Consider the following 23,218-nt stretch of genomic DNA (forward strand, 5'->3'; position numbering starts at 1 on the left):
GTCGCCGACGCCCGCCTCTTCGAGCAGCTGCTTGAAGCCGGGCCGGTGCAGCGACAGGACGCGGCTGGACGTCGCCGGGTCCTCGTAGACCGGGGTCGCCCGACACCAACCTCCTTGTTCCGTCGACGGGTTGAAATCCCGTGAGTCCCAAACACACGGCGGGAAACGGCCTCCTGACTTTGCCTCATTTTCCGCGTCCGGCACGCACAATCCGTCCGCCCCAGAGGGCGCGGCCTCTGCGCGCGGGCGGCGGTGAAAACGTAAGCTGTGCCACGTCACAGGGACCGGGCAGCGGGGATGAACATGGCGATGATGCGCCTGAGGCGCGAGGACCCGCGTGCCGTCGGCTCGTTCAGGCTTCACCGACGGCTCGGCGCGGGCGGGATGGGCGTGGTCTACCTCGGCTCCGACAAGAAGGGGCAGCGGGTCGCGCTCAAGGTGATCCGGCCCGATCTCGCGGAGGACCAGGAGTTCCGCTCGCGTTTCGCCCGTGAGGTCTCGGCGGCCCGGCGCATCCGGGGCGGCTGTACGGCACGGCTGGTCGCGGCGGACCTGGAGGCGGAGCGGCCCTGGTTCGCGACGCAGTACGTGCCCGGCCCCTCCTTGCACGACAAGGTCGCCGACGAGGGCCCGCTCGTCGCGGCCGAGGCGGCGGCGATCGGCGCGGCCCTGTCCGAGGGACTCGTCGCCGTGCACGAGGCCGGTGTCGTCCACCGGGATCTCAAGCCGTCCAACATCCTGCTGTCCCCCAAGGGACCGCGGATCATCGACTTCGGCATCGCCTGGGCCACCGGCGCCTCCACGCTCACCCACGTCGGCACGGCCGTCGGCTCCCCCGGCTTCCTCGCCCCCGAGCAGGTGCGCGGCGCGGCCGTCACCCCGGCGACGGACGTCTTCTCGCTGGGCGCGACCCTCGCCTACGCCTCGACCGGTGACTCGCCCTTCGGGCACGGCAGTTCCGAGGTGATGCTGTACCGCGTGGTGCACGAGGAGCCGCAGCTGCACGGCGTACCGGACGCGCTCGCCCCGCTCGTGCAGGCCTGTCTGGCCAAGGACCCCGACGACCGGCCCAGCACGCTCCAACTGTCGCTGCGGCTCAAGGAGATCGCCGCCCGCGAGGCCCACGGCCTGAGTGAGGCCCGGCCCCCCTCGCCCCGCACGGCGGAGGCGGACCGGCCCACCGGGCGGCTCGTCGACACCTACCCCGAGCAACAGCGCACCCAGCGGCGGACCGCCCCCGGCACTCCGGTGCCGCGCGGTGCCGCGCCCGCCCGGGGGCCGGTGCCCTCTCGGGGCGGCAGCGGCTCACGTCCCGCGGGCGCCGCCTCGCGCCCCGGCACGGCCCGCCCCACCCCGACTCCGCGTGGCGCCGCCCCGCGCTCCGGCAGCGGGAGCCGGCCCGCTCCGCGCGTCGGCGACGGGCGTCCGGCACCGCGGGCGACGGGGACCGGTCGGCGGCCGGCCAATCCTCGGCTGCTGCGCCAACGGCTGTTCGTGTTCGTGGTGGTGACGCTGCTGGTGGCGCTGGGTATCGCGGTGGCGCAGGGCTGCCAGGGTCCGGCGCGCGGGCTCGGCGGCGAGGACCGCGGCGGCCGTGTCGTACACGGGCGGATGCTCGTACGGCCGGGCGTCCCCCTGCTGGACGCCGGCGCACCGATGTCTCAGCGGTACGGGCCGACGCCGCGGACCGGCTCCGGCACCACGCCGGGCGCCACCTCCTGGACGTGACGCGGGTACCGCGACCGAGGCCGGTCCCGGAACGTGACGCCCGGGAGCCGGCTCAGGACTCCGGCCGGCCCGTGGCCACCGCGTAGAAGGCCACCGCGGCCGCCGCGCCCACGTTGAGCGAGTCGACGCCGTGGGACATCGGGATGCGTACCCATTCGTCGGCCGCGACCAGGGCCTGGGTGGACAGTCCGTCGCCCTCGGCGCCGAGCATCAGGGCGACCCGGTCCATCTTGTGCGGGGCCGCCTCGTCGAGGGAGCGGGCCTTCTCGTCCGGGGTGAGCGCGAGGAGCGTGAAGCCCGCCTCGCGAACCGATTCCAGCCCCTTCGGCCAGGTCTCCAGACGGGCGTAGGGCACGGAGAACACCGCGCCCATGGAGACCTTGACGCTACGGCGGTACAGCGGGTCGGCGCAGTCCGGCGAGAGCAGCACCGCGTCCATGCCGAGGGCCGCCGCGGAACGGAAGATCGCGCCGATGTTGGTGTGGTCGTTGACCGACTCCATAACCACCACCCGGCGGGCGGAGCGCAGCAGCTCGGCCGCCGTCGGCAACGGCTTGCGCTGCATGGAGGCGAGGGCGCCGCGGTGCACGTGGTAACCGGTGACCTGCTCGGCGAGTTCCGGGCTCACCGCGTACACGGGTGCCGGGAGTTCGTCGATGACGTCGCGCATGACGTCGACCCACTTGGCCGAGAGCAGCATGGAACGCATCTCGTAGCCGGCGTCCTTGGCTCTGCGGATGACCTTCTCGCCCTCGGCGATGAACAGCCCCTCGGCGGGCTCGCGCTTGCGGCGCAGCTCGACGTCGGTCAGGCCCGTGTAGTCGCGCAGGCGCGGGTCGTCGGGATCCTCGATGGTGATGAGATCGGCCACAGGGTGATACTGCCTTGTCCTGGGTGTGGTGCCAACGGCTGGGAACGGTCGTGTTACTCGGGGTTACGCGCCGACCCCGCCGGCACGGACACACGCATCAAGCCACGGGCGTCGGCCCGACGTTCACGACCGGGCCGACGACGATGACCGCGGGGGGCTTCACGTCCTTCGCCCGTACGGTCTCGGCGACCGTGGCGAGAGTGGCGTCGACGCGGCGCTGCGCCGCCGTCGTGCCCTCCTGGATCAGGGCGACGGGGGTCTCGGGGGACTTTCCGTGCGCGACGAGCGTCTCGGCGATCTTCCCGATCTTGTCGACGCCCATGAGGATCACGAGCGTTCCGGTGAGCTTCGCCAGCGACGGCCAGTCGGCCAGGGAGCGCTCGTCGTCGGGGGCGACATGGCCGCTGACGACCGTGAACTCGTGGGCGACGCCCCGGTGGGTGACGGGGATGCCGGCTGCGCCCGGCACCGAGATCGAGCTGGAGATGCCGGGGACGACGGTGCACGGGATGCCGGCCTCGGCGAGCGCCTGGACCTCCTCCATGCCCCGGCCGAAGACGAAGGGGTCGCCGCCCTTGAGCCGTACGACCGACTTGCCCTGCTTGGCGTGCTCGATGAGCGCGTTGTTGATGGCCTCCTGGGCCATGTACCGGCCGTAGGGGATCTTCGCGGCGTCGATGACCTCGACGTGCGGCGGCAGTTCGGCGAGCAGGTCGCGCGGGCCGAGGCGGTCGGCGATGACGACGTCGGCCTCGGCGAGCAGGCGGCGGCCGCGCACGGTGATGAGGTCCGGGTCGCCGGGGCCGCCGCCGACCAGGGCCACGCCGGGCGTGCGGGTGCGGTGGTGCGGGGCGACCAGGGTGCCGTCGCGCAGGCCCTCCACGACCGCGTCCCGGATGGCGGCGGTGTGGCGCGGGTCGCGGCCGCGCGCGTCCGTGGTGAGGACGGCGACGGTCACGCCCTCGCTGGTCCCGGTGGCCGGGGTCCAGGCCGTCGCCCGGTCGGCGTCGTCGGAGCGGACGCACCAGACACGATGGTGCTCGGCCTCGGCGGAGGCCTGGGCGTTGGCGACGGGGTCGCTGGTGGCGATGAGGGCGTACCAGGCGGCGCTGAGGTCGCCCTCGGCGTAGGGGCGCCGCGCCCAGGTGATCTCGCCCGCGTCCGCAATCGCCTCCACGGAGGGGGTCGCCTGCGGGGACACGAGGAAGATGTCGGCGCCGGCCGCGATCAGTGCCGGGAGGCGGCGCTGGGCGACCTGGCCGCCGCCGAGGACGACCACGCGGCGGCCGGAGAGGCGGAGACCTACGGGGTAGGCGGGGTGTTCGGCCATGGCTGTGCGGCTCCTGGTGTGGCGGCGGGAGGATGGCCCTGACGTGCGGATTTTACGTCCAGGTCAGGAAGGGCGGCTCAGGTGTCCGGTGGCTGAGCAGGGGGCCGGGCGCCGGGCTGCGGGCGGTTGTGCCCGAACTCCCCCGCTCCCGGCTTCGCTCGATGAGGACCCCCGTCGCCGTGCCGAACGCCTGCCCGCGAACGGCGCGAACGTGGCACACCGGCACGGGACCGGCCACCGCCGTCCCGGAGCCTCTGCCCGCAACGGCGGCACGACCGCAAGGAGCCCGGAACCGCTGTCCCGGACCCCTTGCGCCGGCCACTACTTCTCGGTGACCCCGGCGGAATCGAACGTCGCCACCTCGTGCATCGCTCTCGCGGTGCTCTGGACCAGGGGCAGCGCAAGCAGCGCGCCCGTGCCCTCGCCGAGACGGAGGTCCAGGTCGACCAGGGGGCGCAGGCCCAGCTTGTTGAGGGCCGCGACGTGGCCGGGCTCGGCGCTGCGGTGGCCGGCGATGCAGGCCGCGAGGACCTCGGGGGCGATCGCACGGGCGACCAGCGCCGCGGCGCCGGCGCTGACGCCGTCCAGGATCACCGGCGTACGCAGGGAGGCGCCGCCGAGGAGCAGGCCGACCATGGCCGCGTGCTCGAAGCCGCCGATGGCCGCGAGGACGCCGATGGGGTCGGCCGGGTCCGGCTGGTGCAGTTCGAGGGCGCGGCGGACGACCTCGGTCTTGCGGGCGAGCGTCTCGTCGTTGATGCCCGTGCCCCGGCCGGTCACCTCCGCCGGGTCGGTGCCCGTGAAGACGGAGATCAGCGCGGCGGACGCGGTCGTGTTGGCGATGCCCATCTCACCGGTGAGCAGCGCCTTGTTGCCGGCGGCCACCAGGTCACGGGCGGTCTCGATGCCGACCTCGATGGCCGCCTTGGCCTCCTCGCGGGTCATCGCGGGACCGGCGGTCATGTCGGACGTGCCGCCGCGGATCTTGCGGGGCAGCAGCCCCGGGGTGGCGGGCAGGTCGGCGGCGACACCGACGTCGACGACGCAGACCTCGGCGCCGACCTGGCCGGCGAAGGCGTTGCAGACCGCTCCCCCGCCCAGGAAGTTCGCCACCATCTGGGCGGTGACCTCCTGCGGCCAGGGGGTGACGCCCTGGGCGTGCACGCCGTGGTCACCGGCGAAGATCGCGACGGCGGCGGGCTCCGGGATCGGCGGCGGGCACTGCCGGGAAAGACCGGACAGCTGCGCGGAGATGATCTCCAGCATGCCGAGCGCGCCGGCCGGCTTGGTCATGCGCTTCTGGCGCTCCCAGGCCTCACCGAGGGCCTTGGCGTCGAGCGGGCGGATCTGGGCGACGGTCTCGGCAAGCAGGTCGTGGGGTTCCTCTCCGGGAAGGGCGCGGCGCCCGTATGTCTCTTCGTGCACCACCCACGACAGCGGGCGTCGCTTGGACCAGCCGGCCTGCATCAGCTCGGGCTCGTCCGGGAACTCGTCGACGTACCCGACGCACAGGTAGGCGATGACCTCCAGGTGCTCGGGCAGGCCGAGGGCACGGACCATCTCGCGCTCGTCGAAGAAGCTGACCCAGCCGACGCCGAGGCCCTCGGCGCGGGCGGCGAGCCAGAGGTTCTCCACGGCGAGCGCGGCGGAGTACGGCGCCATCTGCGGCTGGGTGTGCCGGCCGAGGGTGTGGCGGCCGCCGCGGGTCGGGTCCGCGGTGACGACGATGTTGACCGGGGTGTCGAGGATGGCCTCGATCTTCAGTTCCTTGAACTGCTTCGCCCGGCCCTTGGGCAGCGACTTCGCGTACGCGTCGCGCTGACGCATCGCCAGTTCGTGCATCGTGCGCCGGGTGTCGGCGGACCGGATGACGACGAAGTCCCAGGGCTGCGAGTGGCCCACCGAGGGCGCCGTGTGGGCCGCCTCCAGGACGCGCAGCAGCACCTCGTGCGGGATCGGGTCGCCGCGGAAGCCGTTGCGGATGTCGCGGCGCTCGCGCATGACCTTCAGGACGGCCTCGCGCTCGACGTCGTCGTACGCGGGCGCGGCAGGTCCGGTGGACCGGCGTGCCTCGTCCACCGGTTCCGGGTCTTCTTCCTGGTCGGCGGCCCTGGTCTCCAGGTCCTCCGCGCTCTGTGCGACGTCGGGGGCGGGCTCGGCCTCCGGCGCGCCCGGCGCCACCGGTTCGGCCTCGCGGGGCGCCGGCACGGAAGGCGCGGGTACCGAGGACGCGGGCACGGTCGCCACGGGCCCCTGCGGCGCGCCGTCCTGCTCGTCCGTCGGCAGGATCAGCGGCTGCGGCGGGGTCGGGGCAAGGTGCGGGGTGGTGGGTACGGAACCGTCCACGGGCACGAACTGCCCGAGCGGCTGCTCCGCCCGCGGCTCCAGCGGAACGCTGGAGGGCAGCGGGTCGGCCGCACCGGCGAGGACCTGCGGCACGGGAAGGCCGGGGTGCCCGGCGGCCGCGATCGCCCCGGACCCCGACACGGCCTCACCGGTGGGCTGCACGGGCGCGGCCTCGACAGCCTCGACCTGCGGGGTGGCCGGGGCAGCGGAGGTGGCGGGGGCTGTGGAGGCGACGGCAGCAGCGGTGGCCGGGGCCGGGACGGTGGTGAGCACCTGCCCGCCCTGGGTGTCCTGTGCCGGGGTCTGAGCCTGCGACTGAGGCTGAGGCTCCGGATGGGCCTGGGATTCCGGGTGGACCTGCGGTTCTGGGTGGGCCTGGGGTTCCGGGTGAACCTGCGGTTCCGGGTGGGACTGCGGTTCCGGGTGGGACTGCGGTTCTGGGTGGGACTGCACAGCGGTCATGATCTCACCGTCGTGCGGGACGGGGGCCGTGAGCTGCGGACCCTGGTTCTGCGGGAGGGCCGGCTCGGGGGCCGGGGCCGCGTCGGGGACCGTGGGGGTGCCGTCCGCGGGAGAGCCGTCACCGACGGGCGGGACGGGTACGGCGACGGGGGCCGGGGCGGCGAGGACTTCGGCTTCCGGGGCGGGCGTCACGGGGGCGGTGGACTCGGGGGCCGCCGCGGATTCCGGGACCGCTGCCGGTTCCTGAGCCGCTGCCGCTGCCGGTTCCGGGGCCGCACCGGGCTCGGTGGCCTCGGGGACCTGGGGAGCTTCGGGCGCCTGGGGAACGTCAGCGGCCTGCGCCTCGTCGGTGGCGGGGCCTGCCTGGGGCGTCGGCACCGGGGCGGTGACCGCCACGGCTTCGGGCGTCGGCTCAGCGGCCGGCGCGGGGACTGCGACGACCGGCTGCGCCGCTACGACGCCGGAGGCGTGCGGGCCTGCCTGCGCGGGAATAAGGCCGGCGATCTCGGCGGGAGCCTGTGCGGCGATGGCGTCGGCAGCCTGCGGCGCAGCCTCGACAGCAAGGGCGTCGGCGGCTGCGGCCTGCACGCCGACAGCCTCGGCGCTCTCGACCTCGCCCGGCGCGGCCACGGCACCCTGCTCGACGACAGCAGCGGCGGCGGCGTCGGCGCTCGCCTCCTCGACCGGGGCCGTACCGACGACCGCGGCGACGCGCTGGGGCTGCGACGCCTCGGCGATCTGCGCACCGTCGACCGGCTGCGCGGACCCGTCCGCCAGGACGGCCTCGCTCCACTGCACCACGTTCTGCTGCACTGCGTCCTGTTGCACGGTCTCGACGGGCTGGGCGGACTCAGCCGCCTCGACCGCCTCGACCGGCGCCACGACCGCGACGGGCTCGACCGCCACGGCCTGCGGCTCCTGGACGGGAGCGTCCTGCCCCGGGACGACCTCCACCGGCGTCTCCTGAACCGGAGTCACCAGGCCTGCTCCGCCCGGGACAGCCATGTCCGCCGGCCGCGCACCGTCGGCCTCGCCCGGCACCGCCGCCTCGGCCTCGCCCGGCACGGCCGCATCCTGAGCCACGACCCCGCCCGCGAGGTGAGCGGCGTCGACGGCGTACACCCCGTCGTGACCGTGCACGGCCTGCACACCGTCGTGGCCGTGGACGACCGTGCTCAGGGCCTGACCCTGCACCCCCGCCTGCGCGGCAACGCCGGTCACGCCGGCCTGCGCCGCGCCGGCCCCGTCACCCCACGGTTCACCCAGGACCTCACCCACCGGGCCAACCGTTTCCGCTGCCCGGGCCATGGTGCCGGCCTGACCCTCGGCGGCCGGGGTCGCGCCCCAAGGGGCCGCGTTCTGCGGGGCCATGTCGCGCAGCGGCTGGACGTCGAGGTACTCGGGCCCGGTGGTGGGCGGTCCCGGCTGACGCACCGGCGCCCCGGCGGGGCCGCGGTCGGCGAGGGAGCGGACCGGGCTCGCGGAGGCGTCGGGGATCGGCGGGCCGAGGTGCAGCGGACGGCGCGACGGCTGCGCGGCCGTGGCCGGATCCTGCGGGGCCGAGAGGATGGGTGACGGAGTGACGGAGACCGGGCCCGACTCGGGCAGTCGTACGCCGCTCAGGTCGACGGAGCCGCTGTCCCGGCCGGCCGTCTCGTGCGGTCCCGGCTCGTGGACGGTCTCGACGACCGGTTCCGGGGCGGGCGGCGGCACTTCGTTGCCCCACGCGCCCTGGGCACCCGGCAGCAACAGGTCTTCGTCTTCGGCGGGCGCCTCGGCGAGGAAGGTGTACGCACCGTGCGCGGGAACGCCCGGCTGTTCCACCATGCCTGCGCTCTCCGGCAGCCCCTCGCCCGGGACCTGGCCGGTGTCCGTCATGCGTACCCCTCGCCCATCGGTTAGTGCTTCTACGACCAGCTCACCCGGAACGGCGCACCGACCGCCCGTAGTGAAGAACGAGCGTCCGTGCCCAGCGGCACGAACGACCCGCCGGAAAAGGCGACAAAGCCATTCAGTGGCATTGTCCCGGCCGTTCCGCCATCGCGACAGCATGATCCGGGACAGTCCGCTGTGGACTGCGCCACTTTGCGCGCGTCCTCCGGTTACGCCGTACCACACCCACCCCAAAACGGGCACGTTTTCCGGACATTGGCGAACGAATTTCCGGGCCACCGGTGCGGTACAACGATCGGCCAGCCTACCGCGCGCGGTACGACAACAGGATCACGGGGCGCTGTCCCGCAGCACCCGTCCGTCACCCGGCGACCGCCCCTCGACGAGGTGTTCAGCGCGGCGGGAGTTCCCCGGTCAGCAGGAACACGACGCTGCGCTCCGTCTCCGACCAGGCCCGGGTGTCGAGTTCGACGGACTGCAGGAGTGCGCACGCGACCCGGTATCCGTGCTCGGTCAGGTCGCGGCCCACGAGTTCGGCCTCGTCCCGGGTCGCGGCATGCGTGACGATGCGCTGAGGGCGGCGGTCGGCGACCGCGGAGACCACGGCCGCTCCCCCGCCGCCGACACGTACGACGTCCGGTTCGGGCAGGTTCTCCAGGACGTGCGGGGCGTCGCCCTGCACGATCTGCGGCTGGACCCCGAAGCGGCGCGCGGCGGCGTCGGTCCGGGCGCAGGCGGCGGGATCGCGGTCGACGGCGATGACGGCGGCTCCGGCGCGCCCGGCCTCGGCGGCGAACGCGCCGGAGCCGCAGCCGATGTCCCAGACGAGGTCGCCGACCCGGGGGCCGAGACGGGCGAGTTGGGCGGCGCGCAGCAGCTCCGACTCGCCCTCGCCGAGCCGGCCGTCGTAGGCCTCGGCGGGCTGCACCCAGCCGCGCGGGCCGGCGGCCGGGTCGCGTCCGGCGATCCAGCCGCCGCCCTCGGCGCCGCCGACCGGGCCGCCGATGACGATGACGACGTTGGGGTCGCGCCAGGCGTGGTCCGGGGCCTTGTCGGAGGTGACGACGCTGACCCGCTCGTGCTCGGTGCCGAGTTCCTCGCAGATGACGAAGGTCCGGTGGACGCCGTCCAGGAGCAGGCCGAGTTCGGCGGGCCCGGCGCCGGGTGAGGTGAGGACGGCGACCTTGGCGTGGGCGCGGCACACGTTGACGGCCCGGCGCAGGGTGCGCCGGTGGGCGACGACGACCTGGGCGTCGTCCCACGGCATGCCGGCCCGGGCGAAGGCGGCGGCCACCGAGGAGACGGCGGGGACGACCTCGACCTCCAGGCCGAACTCGGGTGCGCGCAGCGTGCGTACGACGCCGAAGAAGCCGGGGTCGCCGTCGGCGAAGACGACGGCGGTGCCGCGGTGGGCGGCGATCCTGCGGGCGGCCAGGGTGACACTGCCGAGGCGGACGCGTTCGGCGGTGGGCAGGACCTCGGGCAGCGCCAGGTGGTGGGGCGCGCCCGCCACGAGCGTGGCGGCGCCGAGGGCGGCGCGTGCCGCGGCGGTCAGCGGCGAGCCGTCCCAGCCGATCACCGTGACCCGGTCGGCCATCGTCGTCAGTCTCCTGGTCTTCGCAGGTCGTCAGGGGTGCGGGGCCCACGGGCGGGCTTCGTGAGCGTACCTGGTGAAGGTGTCGGACGCGCGGCGGGGCCGGATTCGGGTCCGGTCCGGGGCCCGGCCGGCACTCGCCGGTCTCAGTTCCAGTCGGAGTACGCCGTGAAGCCGCCGGTGTCGGCGAGCTGCTCGTCGGCGCCGTCGAGGTCCTCCGGCAGCAGGCTCCACACGATGAAGTCGGTGCGCAGGTCGCTCCAGGTGCCGTCCTCGGTGCGGACGTGCACTATGCAGGCGTTGCGCAGCACGCCCTCGCTGATGCAGCCGATCTTCTGGGCCACCTGCTGGGAGGCGGTGTTGTCGGCGGCCGTGCGGATCTCGATGCGCTCGAACCGCTGGTCGCCCAGGAGCCACTGGGCGGTGACGAGCGCGGCCTCGGAGGCGTAGCCCTCGCCGCGGGCCCAGGGGGCGATGATGTACGACAGCTCGGTGGACCGGATGTGCCAGTCGGTCCTGGTCAGCTGGACGACGCCGACCAGGCGCTGGGTGAGGAACTCGGTGACGGCGAGGTCCAGACCCCGGCCGGCGGCCCGCTCGGCGGGCGCGTGCTCGGTGATCCAGCGCCGGGCGGCGTCCTCGGTGAACGGCTGGGGGACGTCGGTCCAGGCGGCGACCTGCTCGTCGTTCATCATCTCGGCGAGGGCGGGCACGTCGTCCTCGTCGAGGGGACGCAGCACCAACCGCTCCGTGCTGATGGAGATGTTGGGGAAGGTGCTCGTCATGCGCCGCTCCGTAACCTTCGGAAGAACTTGAGAGACCATCAGAACCGCCGTGGGCCCTGCTGAACTGCCCAGCATGCAGCATGAAACCACTGAACGACACGACGGGGTCCACCCCGGGTGAGGGAGTGGACCCCGTGCGTCGCGGATTGCCGTAGGGCGTAGGGGGTCGTCCGATCAGAAGGAGGGGATGACCGAACCCTGGTACTTGTCCTCGATGAACTTCTTCACCTCGGGCGAGGTCAGCAGCTTGGCGAGCTTCTTGACCCGCGGGTCCTTCTCGTTGCCCTTCTTGACGGCGAGGAAGTTGCCGTACGGGCTGTTCTTCGCGGACTCGAGGACCAGGGCGTCCTTGGCGGGCTTGATGCCGGACGAGATGGCGTAGTTTCCGTTGACCACCGCGGCGTCCACGTCGTCCAGGGAGCGCACGGTCTGGGCCGCCTCGACCTCCTTGAACTGGAGGTGCTTGGGGTTGTCGGCGATGTCCTGCGGGGTCGCCTCGGTGCCGGCGCCGGCCTTGAGCGTGATGAGCTTGTCGGCGGCGAGCAGCTTGAGGGCGCGGGCCTCGTTGACGGCGTCGTTGGGAATGGCGACCGTCGCACCGCTCTTCAGGGCGTCGGCGCTCTTCACCTTGTGGGAGTAGAGGCCGAGCGGCTCCAGGTGCACCGTGACGACGGGCACGATGTGGGTGCCGCGCTTCTTGTTGAAGTCGTCCAGGTACGGCTGGTTCTGGAAGTAGTTGGCGTCCACCGAGCCGTCCTCGGTCGCCGTGTTCGGCACGATGTAGTCCTGGAACTCCTTGACTTCCAGGTCGAGTCCGGCCTTCTTCGCCAGGTGGTCCTTGACGAAGTTCAGGATCTCGGCGTGCGGGACGGGGCTCGCGGCGACGACCAGCGGTCCGCTGTAGTCGGCGGAGGAAGAGGAGGAGTCCTTGCCGGAGCCGCAGGCGGTGAGCCCGACCGTGAGGGCTCCGGCGGTGAGGACAGCAGCGGTGATCTTGGCGGTGTTACGCACGAAAAGTGCCTTTCCTGAAGGGGTGGTGCGACCCCGTCGTGTGGTGGGACGGGGAGTCTGCGGGAGGGAGGGGGCTCAGGCGACCTTGCTGATGTCGGCCTGCGCGGGCTCCTTGGCCTTGAGCAGGCGGAGCCTCGGCGCGGGGCCGGACCGGCCGCCGCGGCGGTGCAGGGAGCGGGCCGCGTAGTCGCCTGCGAACTGGATGACCGAGATGACGACGGCGAGGATCGCCACCGTGATCCACATGAGCTGGGTCTCGAAGCGCTGGTAGCCGTAGCGGATGGCGATGTCGCCGAGGCCGCCGGCGCCGACGGTGCCGGCCATGGCCGAGTAGCCGATGAGCGCGACGATCGTGGTGGTGGTGCTGGAGATCAGCGACGGCAGGGACTCGGGGACGAGCACCTTGCGGACGATGGTCCAGGTGTTGCCGCCCATCGACTGCACGGCCTCGACGAGTCCGCCGTCCACTTCGCGGACAGCCGTCTCGACCAGGCGCGCGAAGAACGGGATCGCCCCGATCGCGAGGGGCACGATGGCGGCCTCACGGCCGATCGTCGTCCCGGTGATCGTCCGCGTGAAGCTCATCAGCGCAACCATCAGGATGATGAAGGGCATCGAGCGGGCGATGTTCACCACCTGGCCGATCACCTTGTTGGCGACGACGTTCTGCAGCAGTCCGCCCTTGTCCGTGAGGACGAGCAGGATGCCGAGCGGGAGCCCGCCGACGATGGCGATCAGTGTGGACCAGCCGACCATGTACAGGGTGTCCCAACACGCCTGGGACAGCAGCGGCTGCATCTCGGACCAGGTCACTTGGCACCATCCTTCACCAGCACGGGCCCCTGGGCCGCGTTGTCCACGACATCGATCTGCAGGCCCTGTTCGCGCAGGAAGCCGATCGGCACCACGTTGTCCTCGTAGCGGCCGGGCAGTTCGATGCGCATGCGGCCGATCTGGAGGCCGCCGACGGTGTCGATGGCGGCGCCGAGGATCGAGATGTCGATGTTGTACGTACGGGCGAGCTGGGAGATGACCGGCTGGGTCGCGGCCTCGCCGTGGAAGGTGACGTCGAGGACGGTCCGGTCGGTGCCGGTGGCCTCGCCGCCCACCGGGAACAGTGCGGCGGCCAGTTCCGAGCCGGGCGTGGCCAGCAGCTCGCTGACCGTGCCGAACTCCACGACGCGGCCCTTCTCCATGAGGGCGGCGGAGTCGCAGATCGACTTCACGACGTCCATCTCGTGCGTGATGAGCAGGACGGTCAGGCCCAGCTGCCGGTTCAGGTCGCGCAGCAGCTGGAGGATCGAGCGGGTGGTCTCCGGGTCGAGGGCGCTGGTGGCCTCGTCGGAGAGCAGCACCTTGGGGTCGCCGGCGAGGGCGCGGGCGATGCCGACGCGCTGCTTCTGTCCGCCGGAGAGCTGGGCCGGGTAGGCCTTGGCCTTGTCGGCGAGGCCGACGAGGTCGAGGAGTTCCAGCGCCTTGCGGGAACGGTCCTTGCCCGACTTCCCGAGGATCTCCAGCGGCAGCTCGACGTTGTCCTGCACGGTCCGTGAGGCGAGCAGGTTGAAGTGCTGGAAGACCATGCCGATACGGCTGCGCGCCTGCCGGAGTTCCCTTCCGGCGCGCGGTCCGCGCCCCGCGAGCGCGGTGAGGTCCTGTCCGGCGACGCTCACCGTCCCGGATGTCGGACGCTCCAGGAGGTTGACGCAGCGGATGAGGGAGGACTTGCCGGCGCCGGACTGGCCGATGACGCCGTAGACCTCGCCTTCGCGGACGTGAAGATCGACTCCGTCGAGAGCGGTGACCTCGCGGCCGCGGGAGCGGTAGACCTTGGTCAGGCCCGATGTGGTGATCACAGGGATTTCCGTCACGGTCGAGTGCGCGGGCGCGGGTGTGCCCGGGCACGGTTGCGTTCATTGCGTTCGTTCAGGGACGCGGCACGGTTCTCGCGCCGGCGGTGGAACCGGGGAGAACGGCGTGTGCGCGAGGCGGCCTGGTCGCGAACTCCGGTGATCCGGACGTCGGACGGCCACGGCTCTCGCTTCGGGGCGCGAGGCTCAGGCGGTGCGGGGGCCCTCTAGAAGGCGCACATTCGACACGTCAGGAGACACATACAACGAGCACCGGGCGTCATGGGCGCCTCGGTCGCAGGGATGCGGCAGCTCGTCGTGGTCATGCGAGCAGTAAAGCAGACGGACGGTCCTGACAGGCCGCCGTTGTCCACATGCCGGACAGTGGCGGACAGGGTTCAGCGGCGGACGGAGATCTCCACTCCCGTGTCGGTGACCAGCGCGGACAAGGCCGAGAGGTCCTCGACCACCAGGTCGGCGTCCAGTTCCTCGGCCCGGTGGGTTGTGGCCAACGCCACGGTGGTCATCCCGGCCGCGCGGCCCGCCCGGAGCCCGGCGGGGGCGTCCTCGAAGACCACGCAGTGGGCCGGGTCCACGCCGAGCTGCCGCGCGGCGAGCGGGTACGGCTCGGGGCCGGGCTTGCCGCGCGTGACGTCGTCGGCGGTGATCAGCGTCTTCGGCAGGATGCCGACCGCGTCGAGGCGGGCCTCGCCCAGGCGCCGGGTGGCGGAGGTGACGACGGCCCGGCGGTCGGCCGGCGGGGAGTCGAGGAACTCCCGTGTCCCGGGCAGCAGACGGACGCCCCCGTTCGGCACGTCCTCCACCTCCGGCAGCTCGACCCGCGCGACGGCCTCCGCCACGAGGTGGGCGGGCAGCAGGTCGGCGTCGATCTCGGCCGCGGGCCGTCCGTGCGGCGCCACGGCCCGCAACCGCTCCGTCGTGATCCCGTACTCCCGGGCCCAGTCCGTCCAGCGGCGCTCGACGGCGTCGAGGGAGGAGACGAGGGTGCCGTCGTTGTCGAACAGGAGGGCGTGCGCGTGGATCGTCATGGTCCAGCCCCTACGGGGTACGGCGGGGTCGGCGACGGCCGGCCATTTCGGCCGTAATAAGGTCACGGCATGCTCAATGCCCTGACGCTGGTGACCGGCGTCGCCGCGCTGCTGCTCGCCGCCTGGTGCGGCTGGGCCGCCTACCGGGACCAGCCGACCAAGGACTGGCACTTCATCGGCATGGCCGTGGTGTCCCTGCTGGCCCTGATCCAGCTGGTGACCGGGATCGTGCAGCTGGCGCGGGGCGAGAAGCCGGAGCAGGGCACGACGATCTTCGTGGCGTATCTGCTGGGCGCGTTCGCGTGCGTGCCGGCCGCGGGCTTCATGTCGCTGGCCGAGCGGACACGCTGGGGCTCGGTGACGGCGGCGGCCGGCGGTGTGGTGCTGGCCGTTCTCGAAGTGCGGCTCTTCGACATCTGGGGAGGCTGAGATGACGGCGGTGGAGGAGAAGCCGGCCCGGCTGATCAGCGGGCCGGGCATGCTGCTCGTCTGGTTCTACGGCGTGATGGTGGTCGGCGCGGTGTCGCGCTCGGCGTACCAGATCGCGACGGACTTCGAGCGGGCGCCGCTGGCCTACTCGCTGTCGGCGCTGGCGGGTGTCGTGTACGGGTTCATCACGTACACGCTGGTCCGGGGCGGGGAGACCGCCCGCAGGGCGGCGCTGGTGTGCTGCGCCGCCGAGCTGGTGGGCGTGCTGGTGGTCGGCACGTGGACGCTCGTGGAGCCCTCGGCGTTCCCCGACGCGACCGTGTGGTCGCAGTACGGGATGGGCTACATCTTCATTCCGGTTCTGCTGCCGCTCTCCGCGATGTACTGGCTGCGGAAGGCGGCAGCCGGGCAGGGCGCCTGAGGGGCGGAGCCGCACAGCGAAGCAGCTTCGCCCCCCTTCAGGGCGCTGTCCTCAGGCAGTTTGGACGAAGACCCCGGCCGGCTTCTCCAGAATGATCAGTTCTACTCCGTCGGCACCCCTGGAGCGGCCCACCGCTTCGTAGCCGACGCGGCGGTACAGGCGGAGGTTGCCCTCGCTGCGGTGGCCGGTGAAGAGGCGGAACCTGGTGGCGCCCCGCTCCTCGGCCAACGCCGCCTCGGCCGCGCGCAGCAGGCGGGCTCCGATTCCGTGGCCCTGGAGGCGGGGGTGGACGCAGAGTTTGCCGATGGCGGCGGCGCCGTCCTCGGTCACCTTGCCGCGCACCGAGCCGACCACCTCGTCGCCGAGCCGGGCGACGAACACGCAGTCGGCGGCGACCTCCTCGCGGACCGAGTCGAGGCTCTGGACCAGCGGGTCGATGCGGTAGTTGCCGTACAGAGCGGCCTCGCTCTGGAAGCAGAGGTACTGGAGCCTGAAGATCTGCTCCGCATCCTGCCCGGTCGCCACCGAGATGGTCACGCTCATGCCCATGTGCGCACGCCTCCCGCTCACCTGATCGCCTGTCGTTCCCACTCCTATCCCCGCGCTTCGGCGGCCGCAACCTCCGGAGTGAGCAATCGACGCAGACATCCCAGACATCTGGAACGTTCCGGTCCCAAACTGCCTTGTGAGATACCCAACTCCCCCGCGATCTCCCGGTATGTGAGGTCCTCCGGGGAGAGCAGCGCCTCGATGAGAAGCGGGCAGCGGCCGGGCAGCCGGCGGATCGCCGCACGCAGGGCGCGGTACCGGGCGGCGGTGAGGGCGAGTTGCTCGGGTCCGGGCCGGGTGTCGGCGACCGGCTCGGCGCCGTAGGGGAGTTCGATGCGGTTCGTACGACGGGTGCGGCGCGCCTCGGCGCGGACGGCCTTGCGCAGCCAGCCCGGTGGGTCGGGGGGCGGCCCGTCGCTCTCCAGCCGTTCGAGCAGGCGCAGCCAGACCGCCTGCTCGAGGTCCCCGGGCTCGCCTCCGAAGGCGTGCGCCTCGGCCGAGGCCTCGGCAGTGAGCAGCGGGCGCAGGGCGGTCACCAGGTCGGGCGTCATATGCACAACGACGTGCCGCCCCGGCGGGGGGTTTCCGGGGCGGCGCGGAGTCACCCCGAAGGGTGTTGCACGGTCTTGGTGTTGACGAAGGCGGCGGGGCTCAGCCGGCCAGGAAGTCGGCGCGGGCCAGCAGGCCCGTGTCGGCGTTGTCGGTGAAGACGCCGTCGATGCCGGTCGCGAAGTACGTCTTGAAGGCACCGAAGGGGTCACCATAGGCGTCCGCCGCGCCGCCCTTGCGGTACTCGGCCGGGAGGAAGGGGTTCTCGTTGCGCATGGTGTAGGGGTGCAGGATCAGCCCCACCTTGTGCGCGTCGGAGACCAGGCGGGTCGGCTGGGCCAGGGTGCCGTCGGCGTTCTTCGGGATGACCAGGTCCAGCGTGGGGCCGATGCCCTGCGCGTAGCCGGCGATCTCCCTGAGGCCCTTGGGCGTGATCAGGTCGGCGACGGTGCGCGGGTCGCCCGCCTCGACGAAGTCGTAGGGGCGGCTGGTGGCCGAGGAGAGCAGGACGACGAGCGGGTTGTCGACGAGCTGGTTCAGCTTCTGGATGCTGGTCGGCTCGAAGGACTGGAGGATGACCGGCGAGTTGCGGTTGTCCTTGCCGTACTTGCGCAGCAGCTTCGCCACCCGCTCCTCCAGGCCGAGGCCCAGCTTGCGGAAATAGGTGGGGTGCTTGGTCTCGGGGTAGATCCAGACCTGCCGGCCGCGCTTGCGGGTCTGCTCGTCCTGCCACTTCAGGACCTCTTCGAAGGTGGGGATCTCCCAGCGCCGGTCGTAGAGCGTGTTGTGGGGGCGGTTGGCCGGGATGCGCTCGACGGCGCGCAGCGTCTTCAGCTCGGCGAGGGTGAAGTCCTCGGCGAACCAGCCGGTGGTGGCGACGCCGTCCAGCATCTTGGTGGTCCTGCGGCCCGCGAACTCGGGGTGCGAGGCGACGTCCGTGGTGCCGCCTATCTCCGGCTCGTGCCGGCAGACGAGGTGTCCGTCCCTGGTGACCACCAGGTCGCCGGCCTCCACGATGTCGGCGCCGAGGTCGAGCGCCAGGTTGTACGAGCCGAAGGTGTGCTCCGGGCGGTAGCCGCTGGCACCCCGGTGGCCGATGATCGTCGGCACGGGCAGGCTCTTCAGGCCGCCCGCGCCGGGTGCGGCCGTCCGGGTGTCGGCCGCACGGGCGACACCGGGCAGCCCGAGGACCGCCCCGCTCGCGCCGAGCACCGCGGCGCCGAGGAGCGCCCGCCGTGCGGTTCCGTGTGTCTTCTGGTTCGCCTGGTCGCTGTCCATGAGCGCCCTCCTGCCGTCCGCTCTCGAGTGCGCGCCGATCGTAGGGGTGTCCACATGACGGACGATCGACCCCGGCCGGAACACAGAGGTGACGCCGTATGTCGTCTGGGCGGCGAGGTGTGACGGACCGTCGGCGGACGGGGTGCCGGGCGGGCCGGGACGGGTCTGCGGGCGGTGCCGGGCGCGGCGCGATGTCCGTCACATCGTCACCGGGGTGTGGGCCGCCGATTCCGGCGCGCCATCGCAGGTAAACCCATGTCAACAATGAGTAAGACCTCGGTGAACCGAGCGCACCCGATGTGCGTTTCCCTCCGGGCCGCGAGTAATGTCCTCACCTGCACAGACTCATATCGCTCCCCTCGACATCGGAGGACCCGTTGTCCCGCTTCGCGCTCATCAAGGCAGTGCTCGGACCGATCATGCGCCTGATGTTCCGCCCACAGGTGGAGGGCGCGGAGCACATCCCCGGGGACGGCCCGGTCATTCTGGCCGGAAATCACCTGACCTTCATCGACTCGATGATCCTGCCGCTGGTCTGCGACCGTCAGGTCGTCTTCATCGGCAAGGACGAGTACGTCACCGGCAAGACCCTCAAGGGCCGTCTCATGGCCTGGTTCTTCACGGGCGTCGGCATGATCCCGGTGGACCGTGACGGCGGCCGCGGCGGTGTGGCGGCGCTGATGACCGGCCGTCGCGTCCTCGAGGAGGGCAGGATCTTCGGCATCTACCCGGAGGGCACGCGCTCCCCCGACGGCCGCCTCTACCGCGGCCGCACCGGCATCGCCCGCCTCACGCTGATGACGGGCGCGCCGGTCGTTCCCTTCGCGATGATCGGCACGGACAAGCTGCAGCCGGGCGGCGCGGGGATGCCGCGGCCGGGCCGGGTGACCGTGCGGTTCGGCGAGGCGATGGAGTTCTCCCGCTACGAGGGCATGGACCGCGACCGCTACGTGCTGCGGGCCGTGACCGACTCGGTGATGGCCGAGGTCATGCGGCTGTCCGGTCAGGAGTACGTGGACATGTACGCCACGAAGGCCAAAGCCGCGTAGCGTCGCCGACGGTCGGGCCGGCCTTCGGGTGCCGGTGCGTGGGGGCTGAGCGCGCAGTTCCCCCCGCGCCCCTGGGTCGGTCGGATCACCCCGCGCTTTCCAGTCTCTGCCCCTTCAGCAGGAACCACGCCGCCAGTGCCGCGGCCAGGAGGACCGCCGCTCCCGCGCCCGAGGCCAGATGCAGGCCGTGGACGAAGGACGAGCGCGCCGATTCCAGCAGGGTCTGCGCCGTGTGCGGGGACATGTGCGCCGACGCCTCCACCGCCGCTCCCAGTGACTCGTGGGCCGCTGCCGGGGTTCCGGCCGGACCGGTGAAGTCGCGGTAGACGCCGGTCACGATCGAGCCGAGCAGGGCGATGCCGAGGGCCGCGCCGAGTTCGTACGCCGTCTCGGAGACGGCGGAGGCGGCGCCCGCCTGGTCCCTGGGGACGCTGGAGAGGATGACGTCGGCCGTCACCGTGAAGGAGAAGCCGGCGCCGACGCCGACGACCAGGAGTGCGGCGCCGAGCATCGGGTAGCCCGTCGACACGTCCAGGGTCGTCAGGACGGCGAGGGCGATGCCGACGGCGGCCAGACCGCCCGACACCACCGCGCGCACCGAGAAGCGCCGGGCCGCGCGGCCCGCGACCAGGCCGGACACCACCGCGCCGACGGCGGCGGGCAGTTCGGCCAGACCCGCCTCGAACGGACCTCTGTCCTGCACGAGTTGCAGGAACTGGGACAGGAAGAACACCAGGCCGGACATGCCGAGCACGGTCAGCAGGTCGGCGAGCACCGCCCCGCTGAAGCCGCGCCGCCTGAAGAGCCGCATGTCCAGCAGCGGGGTCGGCATGGTGAGCTGGCGCCGGACGAAGCCGTGGAGCGCGGCCGTGCCCAGCAGGCCCGAGGCGAGCGTGGACCAGGTGAAGCCGTGCGTCGCCGCCTCCTTGACCGCGTACACGACGCCGATCATGCCGACCAGTGACAGGACGACGCTGATCATGTCCCAGGGGCCGGGGTTCGGGTTGCGGGACTCGGGCAGGGTGCGGATGCCGACGACGACCAGGACGGCCATCACCGGCAGGTTGATCAGAAAGACCGAGCCCCACCAGAAGTGCTCGAGCAGGAAGCCGCCCACGATGGGGCCGACGGCGGTGCCCGCGGACGCGGTGGCGCCCCAGATGCCGACGGCGAGGCTGCGCTCGCGCGCGTCGTGGAAGATGTTGCGGATCAGGGCGAGGGTGGCGGGCATCAGGGTGGCGCCCGCGACGCCGAGCAACGCCCGCGCCAGGATCATGAGTTCGGGTGTCGTCGCGTAGGCGTTCAGGACGGAGACCGCGCCGAACACCGTGGCGCCGCCGAGCAGGATCCGCTTGCGGCCGATGCGGTCGCCGAGGCTGCCCATGGAGACCAGCAGACCGGCGATGACGAACGAGTAGACGTCGCCGATCCACAGGAGCTGGGTGCCGGTGGGACCCAGGTCCTCGGTGATGTAGGGGGTGGCCAGGCCGAGGACGGTGGCGTCGACGGCCACCAGCAGTACGGCCAGGACGAGGACGGAGAGCGCGAGCCAGCGGCCCGGACGCTTCTCCACCTCCGCCGCGTGGACCGACTGCACGGTGCTGGTCATGATTCCTCTCTTCTTGATCTTCTTGGTGCGTCCGCACGTCGTGCGCCGCCGAGCAGCAGCTCGACGGTCATGTAGGTGAAGTCCTTGCCGGCCACCCGGCCCTCCGCGACCGCCCAGGCGGCGGAGGCCAGCAGGCCGTACAGCGCCTCGGTGAGCCAGGCCGGGGTGAGGTCGATGCGGAACTCGCCGCTCTCCTGACCGCGCCGGAACAGGGCCATGAGGCGTTCGTCCAGGCGGGCCCAGCCCTGGTTCTGCTGCTCGCCCTCGAACAGCTGGTTCTCGGTGTAGAGGAAGGCGAGCAGGGCGGCCGCGGGTTCGATCGACCCGACCATGCGCCGGAGGGCCTCGCTCGCCGGGCCCTCGTCGAGACGGGCCGCGTCCAGCGCGGCCTCGCACTCCGCGATGCCGAGCGCCTCCAGCGCCCGTACGAGCGCGTCGCGCCCGGCGAAGTGGCGGTGCAGCGTGGCCCGGCTGATCCCGGCGGCCTTGGCGACCTCGTCCATGGTCGCGGTGGACTTGCGGGTCAGCAGGGTGGCTGCGCTGCGCAGCACGTGGTCACGATCCAGGGCCATGAGACAAGAGTAGCCCATGTGAGACATCTGTGTCTCACAATAGGCATGCGTGACTCACAGGTGCTGGTCGGCAGGGGTGTCCGTCAGTGCCAGGGCAGCTGTCCGCGCCGCTCCCAGTAGGCGTGCGGATCCTCCACGAGCGTGGCGAGGCGGGTGAGCTGGTCGACGTCGAGGTCGACGACGGGGGCGTGCAGGTTGGAGGCGAGCTGGGTGACGGTGGCCGCGCCGGACAGGACGACCCCGGCCCAGGGCTGGCGCAGGATCAGGGCGAGGGCCACGGCGTCGCAGCCGAGTTCCGTCTCGGCGGCCACGGCCTTCAGCGCGGCCGGCGCGTTCGGTTCGGCCAGCCTGCCGTTCGCCATGCCCTCCTTGACGATCACGGTGAGCCCCGCGTCATGCGCCTCGGCGAGCGCGGGGCCGGCCGAGTGCTCCAGCGCGTTGTACGTCGACTGCACGGTACGGAAGAGGGGTTCGCCGTCGACGGTCACCCGGAGCGCGGCTCGGATCGTGTCGGCCTGGGCGGGGCCGCTGGTGGAGAAGCCGATGGTGAGGCCCCCGGCGGCGGCCTCGGCGAGCCGCGCGTGGAGTTCCTTGTCGGTGAGGGCGGGACTGTCGGGGGTCACCGAGTGGATCTGGTAGAGGTCGAGCCGGTCGCCGAGCAGCGCGTCGGTCTCGGCGCGCTGCCGCTCGTACGCCGCCAGGCTGTGGTCCTTGACCTCGTGCTGTGCGGCGTCGGTGTGCCAGGCGGCGGTGTAGGTGTAGCCCCATTTGCTGCCCACGACCACGTCGTCGACGGCGGGGCGGGCGCGCAGCCAGTCGGCGAGGAACTCCTCGGAACGGCCGTAGGAGCGGGCGACGTCGAAGTAGCGCACACCCTGGGCGTAGGCGGCGTCGAGGAGTTCGTGGGTGCGGGTGCGCAGGGCTTCGACGCTGCGGTCCTCGCCGAGGTCGCCCTCCCGGCCGAGGTTGATGTAGCCGGGGCGGCCGACGGCGGCCAGGCCGAGGCCGATGTGGCAGGTCGGCGTGGTGGCGGTCGCGAGACGGGCGAAGGGCATCGCGGGCTCCGTGGGGTCGGCTCCGTGGGGGCTCGGCCCAACGTAACCCGCGAGGTGGTCGTTTCATGCGTGCGCGTTCACCCGTGCGCGCCGGGTTCCGGGGCGGGACGGGGCGAGGCGATGCGGCCCGGAAGGCTCAGCCGGCCCCGGCTTCACCCTGATCGGCGGACCCCGGCTCACCCTGACCGGCGGAGCGAGGGCTCTCGGAGGCGTGGCGTCCGCGGGCGCCGCCGACCGCGGCCGCCTGCGGGCGCCGGGGCCGGAAGTCGGGGTGCAGCCGGATCTCGATGTCGTCGGACGTCGCCTCCGGCGCCGGGTCGGCGGTGACGCGGACGCGGACCGGACGACCGGTGTCGGCATCGACGAACGACAGGGGCGGGCGGCCGTCCTGCAGGTACGCGTCGCCCCACTGCATCAGCGACAGGAACACCGGCAGCAGGTCCTCGCCGGCCTCGGTCAGACGGTACTCCTCGCGCGCGCGGCTGCCCGGTTCGCGATAAGGAACGGCCCTGACGATCTGCGCGGCCTTCAGCTGCGCGAGGGCCCGTGACACCGCGGGCGCCGAGGCCCCGATCCGCGTCACGAAGTCGTCGAACCGGGTCGTGCCGTAGAAGAGTTCCCGGATCGCCAGGAACACCGTCTTGGTGCTGAGCAGGTCCAGAACCCGCCCGGCCGAACAGTCGTCGCCGATCGGCCACGGGCCCCGGTCGCGCAGCCGCTCCTCGAAGTTCATCGCCATCGCACCAGCATAACTAATGCTTGCGTTACCCAGCTAGCCATGGTTCCCTCTT

20 protein-coding genes and 1 pseudogene are annotated in these 23,218 nt (G+C 72.5%); 4 read left to right on the top strand and 17 right to left on the bottom strand.

What is annotated here, in order from left to right:
- Positions 1-204, bottom strand: a pseudogene (locus tag ACWD5D_RS35875) (hypothetical protein); the annotation flags it as partial.
- 93 nt (positions 205-297) lie between these two features.
- On the opposite strand from ACWD5D_RS35875, the gene ACWD5D_RS35880 reads away from it, so the two are divergent.
- On the top strand, positions 298-1,728 hold the full coding sequence (locus ACWD5D_RS35880) for a protein kinase domain-containing protein (protein WP_451376978.1): 1,431 nt from the start codon (positions 298-300) through the stop codon (positions 1,726-1,728).
- 52 nt (positions 1,729-1,780) lie between these two features.
- Here the strand turns inward: ACWD5D_RS35880 and ACWD5D_RS35885 are convergent, their stop codons facing one another.
- From ACWD5D_RS35885 to ACWD5D_RS35925, 9 genes are all read right to left on the bottom strand, one after another.
- On the bottom strand, positions 1,781-2,599 hold the full coding sequence (locus tag ACWD5D_RS35885) for a TrmH family RNA methyltransferase (RefSeq protein WP_451376979.1): 819 nt from the start codon (positions 2,597-2,599) through the stop codon (positions 1,781-1,783).
- Positions 2,600-2,696: 97 nt separating this feature from the next.
- The gene (cobA, locus tag ACWD5D_RS35890) at positions 2,697-3,929 is read right to left on the bottom strand and encodes a uroporphyrinogen-III C-methyltransferase (protein WP_451376980.1); all 1,233 of its coding nucleotides are present in this window, start codon (positions 3,927-3,929) and stop codon (positions 2,697-2,699) included.
- A 321-nt stretch (positions 3,930-4,250) separates the two neighbouring features.
- On the bottom strand, positions 4,251-8,615 hold the full coding sequence (cobT, locus tag ACWD5D_RS35895) for a nicotinate-nucleotide--dimethylbenzimidazole phosphoribosyltransferase (RefSeq protein WP_451376981.1): 4,365 nt from the start codon (positions 8,613-8,615) through the stop codon (positions 4,251-4,253).
- A 406-nt stretch (positions 8,616-9,021) separates the two neighbouring features.
- Positions 9,022-10,227 carry a precorrin-6y C5,15-methyltransferase (decarboxylating) subunit CbiE gene (gene cbiE, locus ACWD5D_RS35900; protein ID WP_451376982.1) on the bottom strand — a complete coding sequence of 402 codons (1,206 nt, stop codon included), beginning with the start codon at positions 10,225-10,227 and terminating at the stop codon, positions 9,022-9,024.
- A 143-nt stretch (positions 10,228-10,370) separates the two neighbouring features.
- On the bottom strand, positions 10,371-11,009 hold the full coding sequence (locus ACWD5D_RS35905; protein WP_451376983.1) for a GNAT family N-acetyltransferase: 639 nt from the start codon (positions 11,007-11,009) through the stop codon (positions 10,371-10,373).
- Between the two features lie 174 nt (positions 11,010-11,183).
- Positions 11,184-12,020: a MetQ/NlpA family ABC transporter substrate-binding protein gene (locus ACWD5D_RS35910; RefSeq protein WP_451376984.1), complete on the bottom strand. Its 837-nt coding sequence runs from the start codon at positions 12,018-12,020 to the stop codon at positions 11,184-11,186.
- Positions 12,021-12,095: 75 nt separating this feature from the next.
- Entirely contained in the window at positions 12,096-12,833 is a 738-nt protein-coding gene (locus ACWD5D_RS35915; RefSeq protein WP_451376985.1) for a methionine ABC transporter permease, read from the bottom strand.
- Positions 12,830-13,873, bottom strand: a complete 1,044-nt coding sequence (locus tag ACWD5D_RS35920) for a methionine ABC transporter ATP-binding protein (protein ID WP_451376986.1) — start codon at positions 13,871-13,873, stop codon at positions 12,830-12,832. Before ACWD5D_RS35920 ends, ACWD5D_RS35915 begins: the two co-directional genes overlap by 4 nt.
- A gap of 392 nt (positions 13,874-14,265) precedes the next feature.
- Positions 14,266-14,916, bottom strand: coding sequence for an HAD family hydrolase (locus ACWD5D_RS35925; protein ID WP_451376987.1), 651 nt, complete (start codon positions 14,914-14,916; stop codon positions 14,266-14,268).
- A 69-nt stretch (positions 14,917-14,985) separates the two neighbouring features.
- Here ACWD5D_RS35925 and ACWD5D_RS35930 point away from each other — a divergent pair, with 69 nt between their 5' ends.
- Positions 14,986-15,345 carry a hypothetical protein gene (locus ACWD5D_RS35930; protein WP_451376988.1) on the top strand — a complete coding sequence of 120 codons (360 nt, stop codon included), beginning with the start codon at positions 14,986-14,988 and terminating at the stop codon, positions 15,343-15,345.
- A gap of 1 nt (position 15,346) precedes the next feature.
- Positions 15,347-15,766, top strand: coding sequence for a hypothetical protein (locus ACWD5D_RS35935; RefSeq protein WP_451376989.1), 420 nt, complete (start codon positions 15,347-15,349; stop codon positions 15,764-15,766).
- 51 nt (positions 15,767-15,817) lie between these two features.
- On the opposite strand, the gene ACWD5D_RS35940 is transcribed toward ACWD5D_RS35935, so the two are convergent.
- The 3 genes from ACWD5D_RS35940 to ACWD5D_RS35950 form a co-directional block, all read right to left on the bottom strand.
- Positions 15,818-16,315 (bottom strand): GNAT family N-acetyltransferase, encoded by a 498-nt coding sequence (locus ACWD5D_RS35940; RefSeq protein ID WP_451376990.1) that lies wholly within the window; start codon positions 16,313-16,315, stop codon positions 15,818-15,820.
- Positions 16,316-16,359: 44 nt separating this feature from the next.
- Positions 16,360-16,866 carry an RNA polymerase sigma factor gene (locus ACWD5D_RS35945; protein ID WP_451376991.1) on the bottom strand — a complete coding sequence of 169 codons (507 nt, stop codon included), beginning with the start codon at positions 16,864-16,866 and terminating at the stop codon, positions 16,360-16,362.
- A gap of 100 nt (positions 16,867-16,966) precedes the next feature.
- Positions 16,967-18,142 carry a glycerophosphodiester phosphodiesterase gene (locus ACWD5D_RS35950; RefSeq protein WP_451376992.1) on the bottom strand — a complete coding sequence of 392 codons (1,176 nt, stop codon included), beginning with the start codon at positions 18,140-18,142 and terminating at the stop codon, positions 16,967-16,969.
- A 377-nt stretch (positions 18,143-18,519) separates the two neighbouring features.
- On the opposite strand from ACWD5D_RS35950, the gene ACWD5D_RS35955 reads away from it, so the two are divergent.
- A complete protein-coding gene (locus ACWD5D_RS35955; RefSeq protein ID WP_451376993.1) occupies positions 18,520-19,191 on the top strand; it encodes a lysophospholipid acyltransferase family protein in 672 nt (223 codons plus the stop codon).
- 85 nt (positions 19,192-19,276) lie between these two features.
- Here the strand turns inward: ACWD5D_RS35955 and ACWD5D_RS35960 are convergent, their stop codons facing one another.
- From ACWD5D_RS35960 to ACWD5D_RS35975, 4 genes are all read right to left on the bottom strand, one after another.
- Positions 19,277-20,800, bottom strand: a complete 1,524-nt coding sequence (locus ACWD5D_RS35960; protein ID WP_451376994.1) for an MFS transporter — start codon at positions 20,798-20,800, stop codon at positions 19,277-19,279.
- Positions 20,797-21,372 (bottom strand): TetR/AcrR family transcriptional regulator, encoded by a 576-nt coding sequence (locus ACWD5D_RS35965; protein WP_451376995.1) that lies wholly within the window; start codon positions 21,370-21,372, stop codon positions 20,797-20,799. Before ACWD5D_RS35965 ends, ACWD5D_RS35960 begins: the two co-directional genes overlap by 4 nt.
- A gap of 83 nt (positions 21,373-21,455) precedes the next feature.
- Positions 21,456-22,427, bottom strand: coding sequence for an aldo/keto reductase (locus tag ACWD5D_RS35970; protein WP_451376996.1), 972 nt, complete (start codon positions 22,425-22,427; stop codon positions 21,456-21,458).
- A 136-nt stretch (positions 22,428-22,563) separates the two neighbouring features.
- Positions 22,564-23,166 (bottom strand): winged helix-turn-helix transcriptional regulator, encoded by a 603-nt coding sequence (locus ACWD5D_RS35975; RefSeq protein WP_451376997.1) that lies wholly within the window; start codon positions 23,164-23,166, stop codon positions 22,564-22,566.
- Positions 23,167-23,218: the final 52 nt, after the last annotated feature.

It is taken from the genome of Streptomyces sp. NPDC002520 (assembly GCF_053595235.1).

Bases quoted from the DNA above. Each gene is read 5' to 3' on its own strand.
- ACWD5D_RS35960 (WP_451376994.1), bottom strand. From the start codon at position 20,800: ATGACCAGCACCGTGCAGTCGGTCCACGCGGCGGAGGTGGAGAAGCGT.
- ACWD5D_RS35945 (WP_451376991.1), bottom strand. From the start codon at position 16,866: ATGACGCCCGACCTGGTGACCGCCCTGCGCCCGCTGCTCACTGCCGAG.
- ACWD5D_RS35880 (WP_451376978.1), top strand. From the start codon at position 298: ATGAACATGGCGATGATGCGCCTGAGGCGCGAGGACCCGCGTGCCGTC.
- ACWD5D_RS35950 (WP_451376992.1), bottom strand. From the start codon at position 18,142: ATGGACAGCGACCAGGCGAACCAGAAGACACACGGAACCGCACGGCGG.
- ACWD5D_RS35905 (WP_451376983.1), bottom strand. From the start codon at position 11,009: ATGACGAGCACCTTCCCCAACATCTCCATCAGCACGGAGCGGTTGGTG.
- cbiE (WP_451376982.1), bottom strand. From the start codon at position 10,227: ATGGCCGACCGGGTCACGGTGATCGGCTGGGACGGCTCGCCGCTGACC.
- ACWD5D_RS35970 (WP_451376996.1), bottom strand. From the start codon at position 22,427: ATGCCCTTCGCCCGTCTCGCGACCGCCACCACGCCGACCTGCCACATC.
- ACWD5D_RS35975 (WP_451376997.1), bottom strand. From the start codon at position 23,166: ATGGCGATGAACTTCGAGGAGCGGCTGCGCGACCGGGGCCCGTGGCCG.
- cobT (WP_451376981.1), bottom strand. From the start codon at position 8,615: ATGACGGACACCGGCCAGGTCCCGGGCGAGGGGCTGCCGGAGAGCGCA.
- ACWD5D_RS35935 (WP_451376989.1), top strand. From the start codon at position 15,347: ATGACGGCGGTGGAGGAGAAGCCGGCCCGGCTGATCAGCGGGCCGGGC.
- ACWD5D_RS35925 (WP_451376987.1), bottom strand. From the start codon at position 14,916: ATGACGATCCACGCGCACGCCCTCCTGTTCGACAACGACGGCACCCTC.
- cobA (WP_451376980.1), bottom strand. From the start codon at position 3,929: ATGGCCGAACACCCCGCCTACCCCGTAGGTCTCCGCCTCTCCGGCCGC.
- ACWD5D_RS35965 (WP_451376995.1), bottom strand. From the start codon at position 21,372: ATGGCCCTGGATCGTGACCACGTGCTGCGCAGCGCAGCCACCCTGCTG.
- ACWD5D_RS35940 (WP_451376990.1), bottom strand. From the start codon at position 16,315: ATGGGCATGAGCGTGACCATCTCGGTGGCGACCGGGCAGGATGCGGAG.
- ACWD5D_RS35930 (WP_451376988.1), top strand. From the start codon at position 14,986: ATGCTCAATGCCCTGACGCTGGTGACCGGCGTCGCCGCGCTGCTGCTC.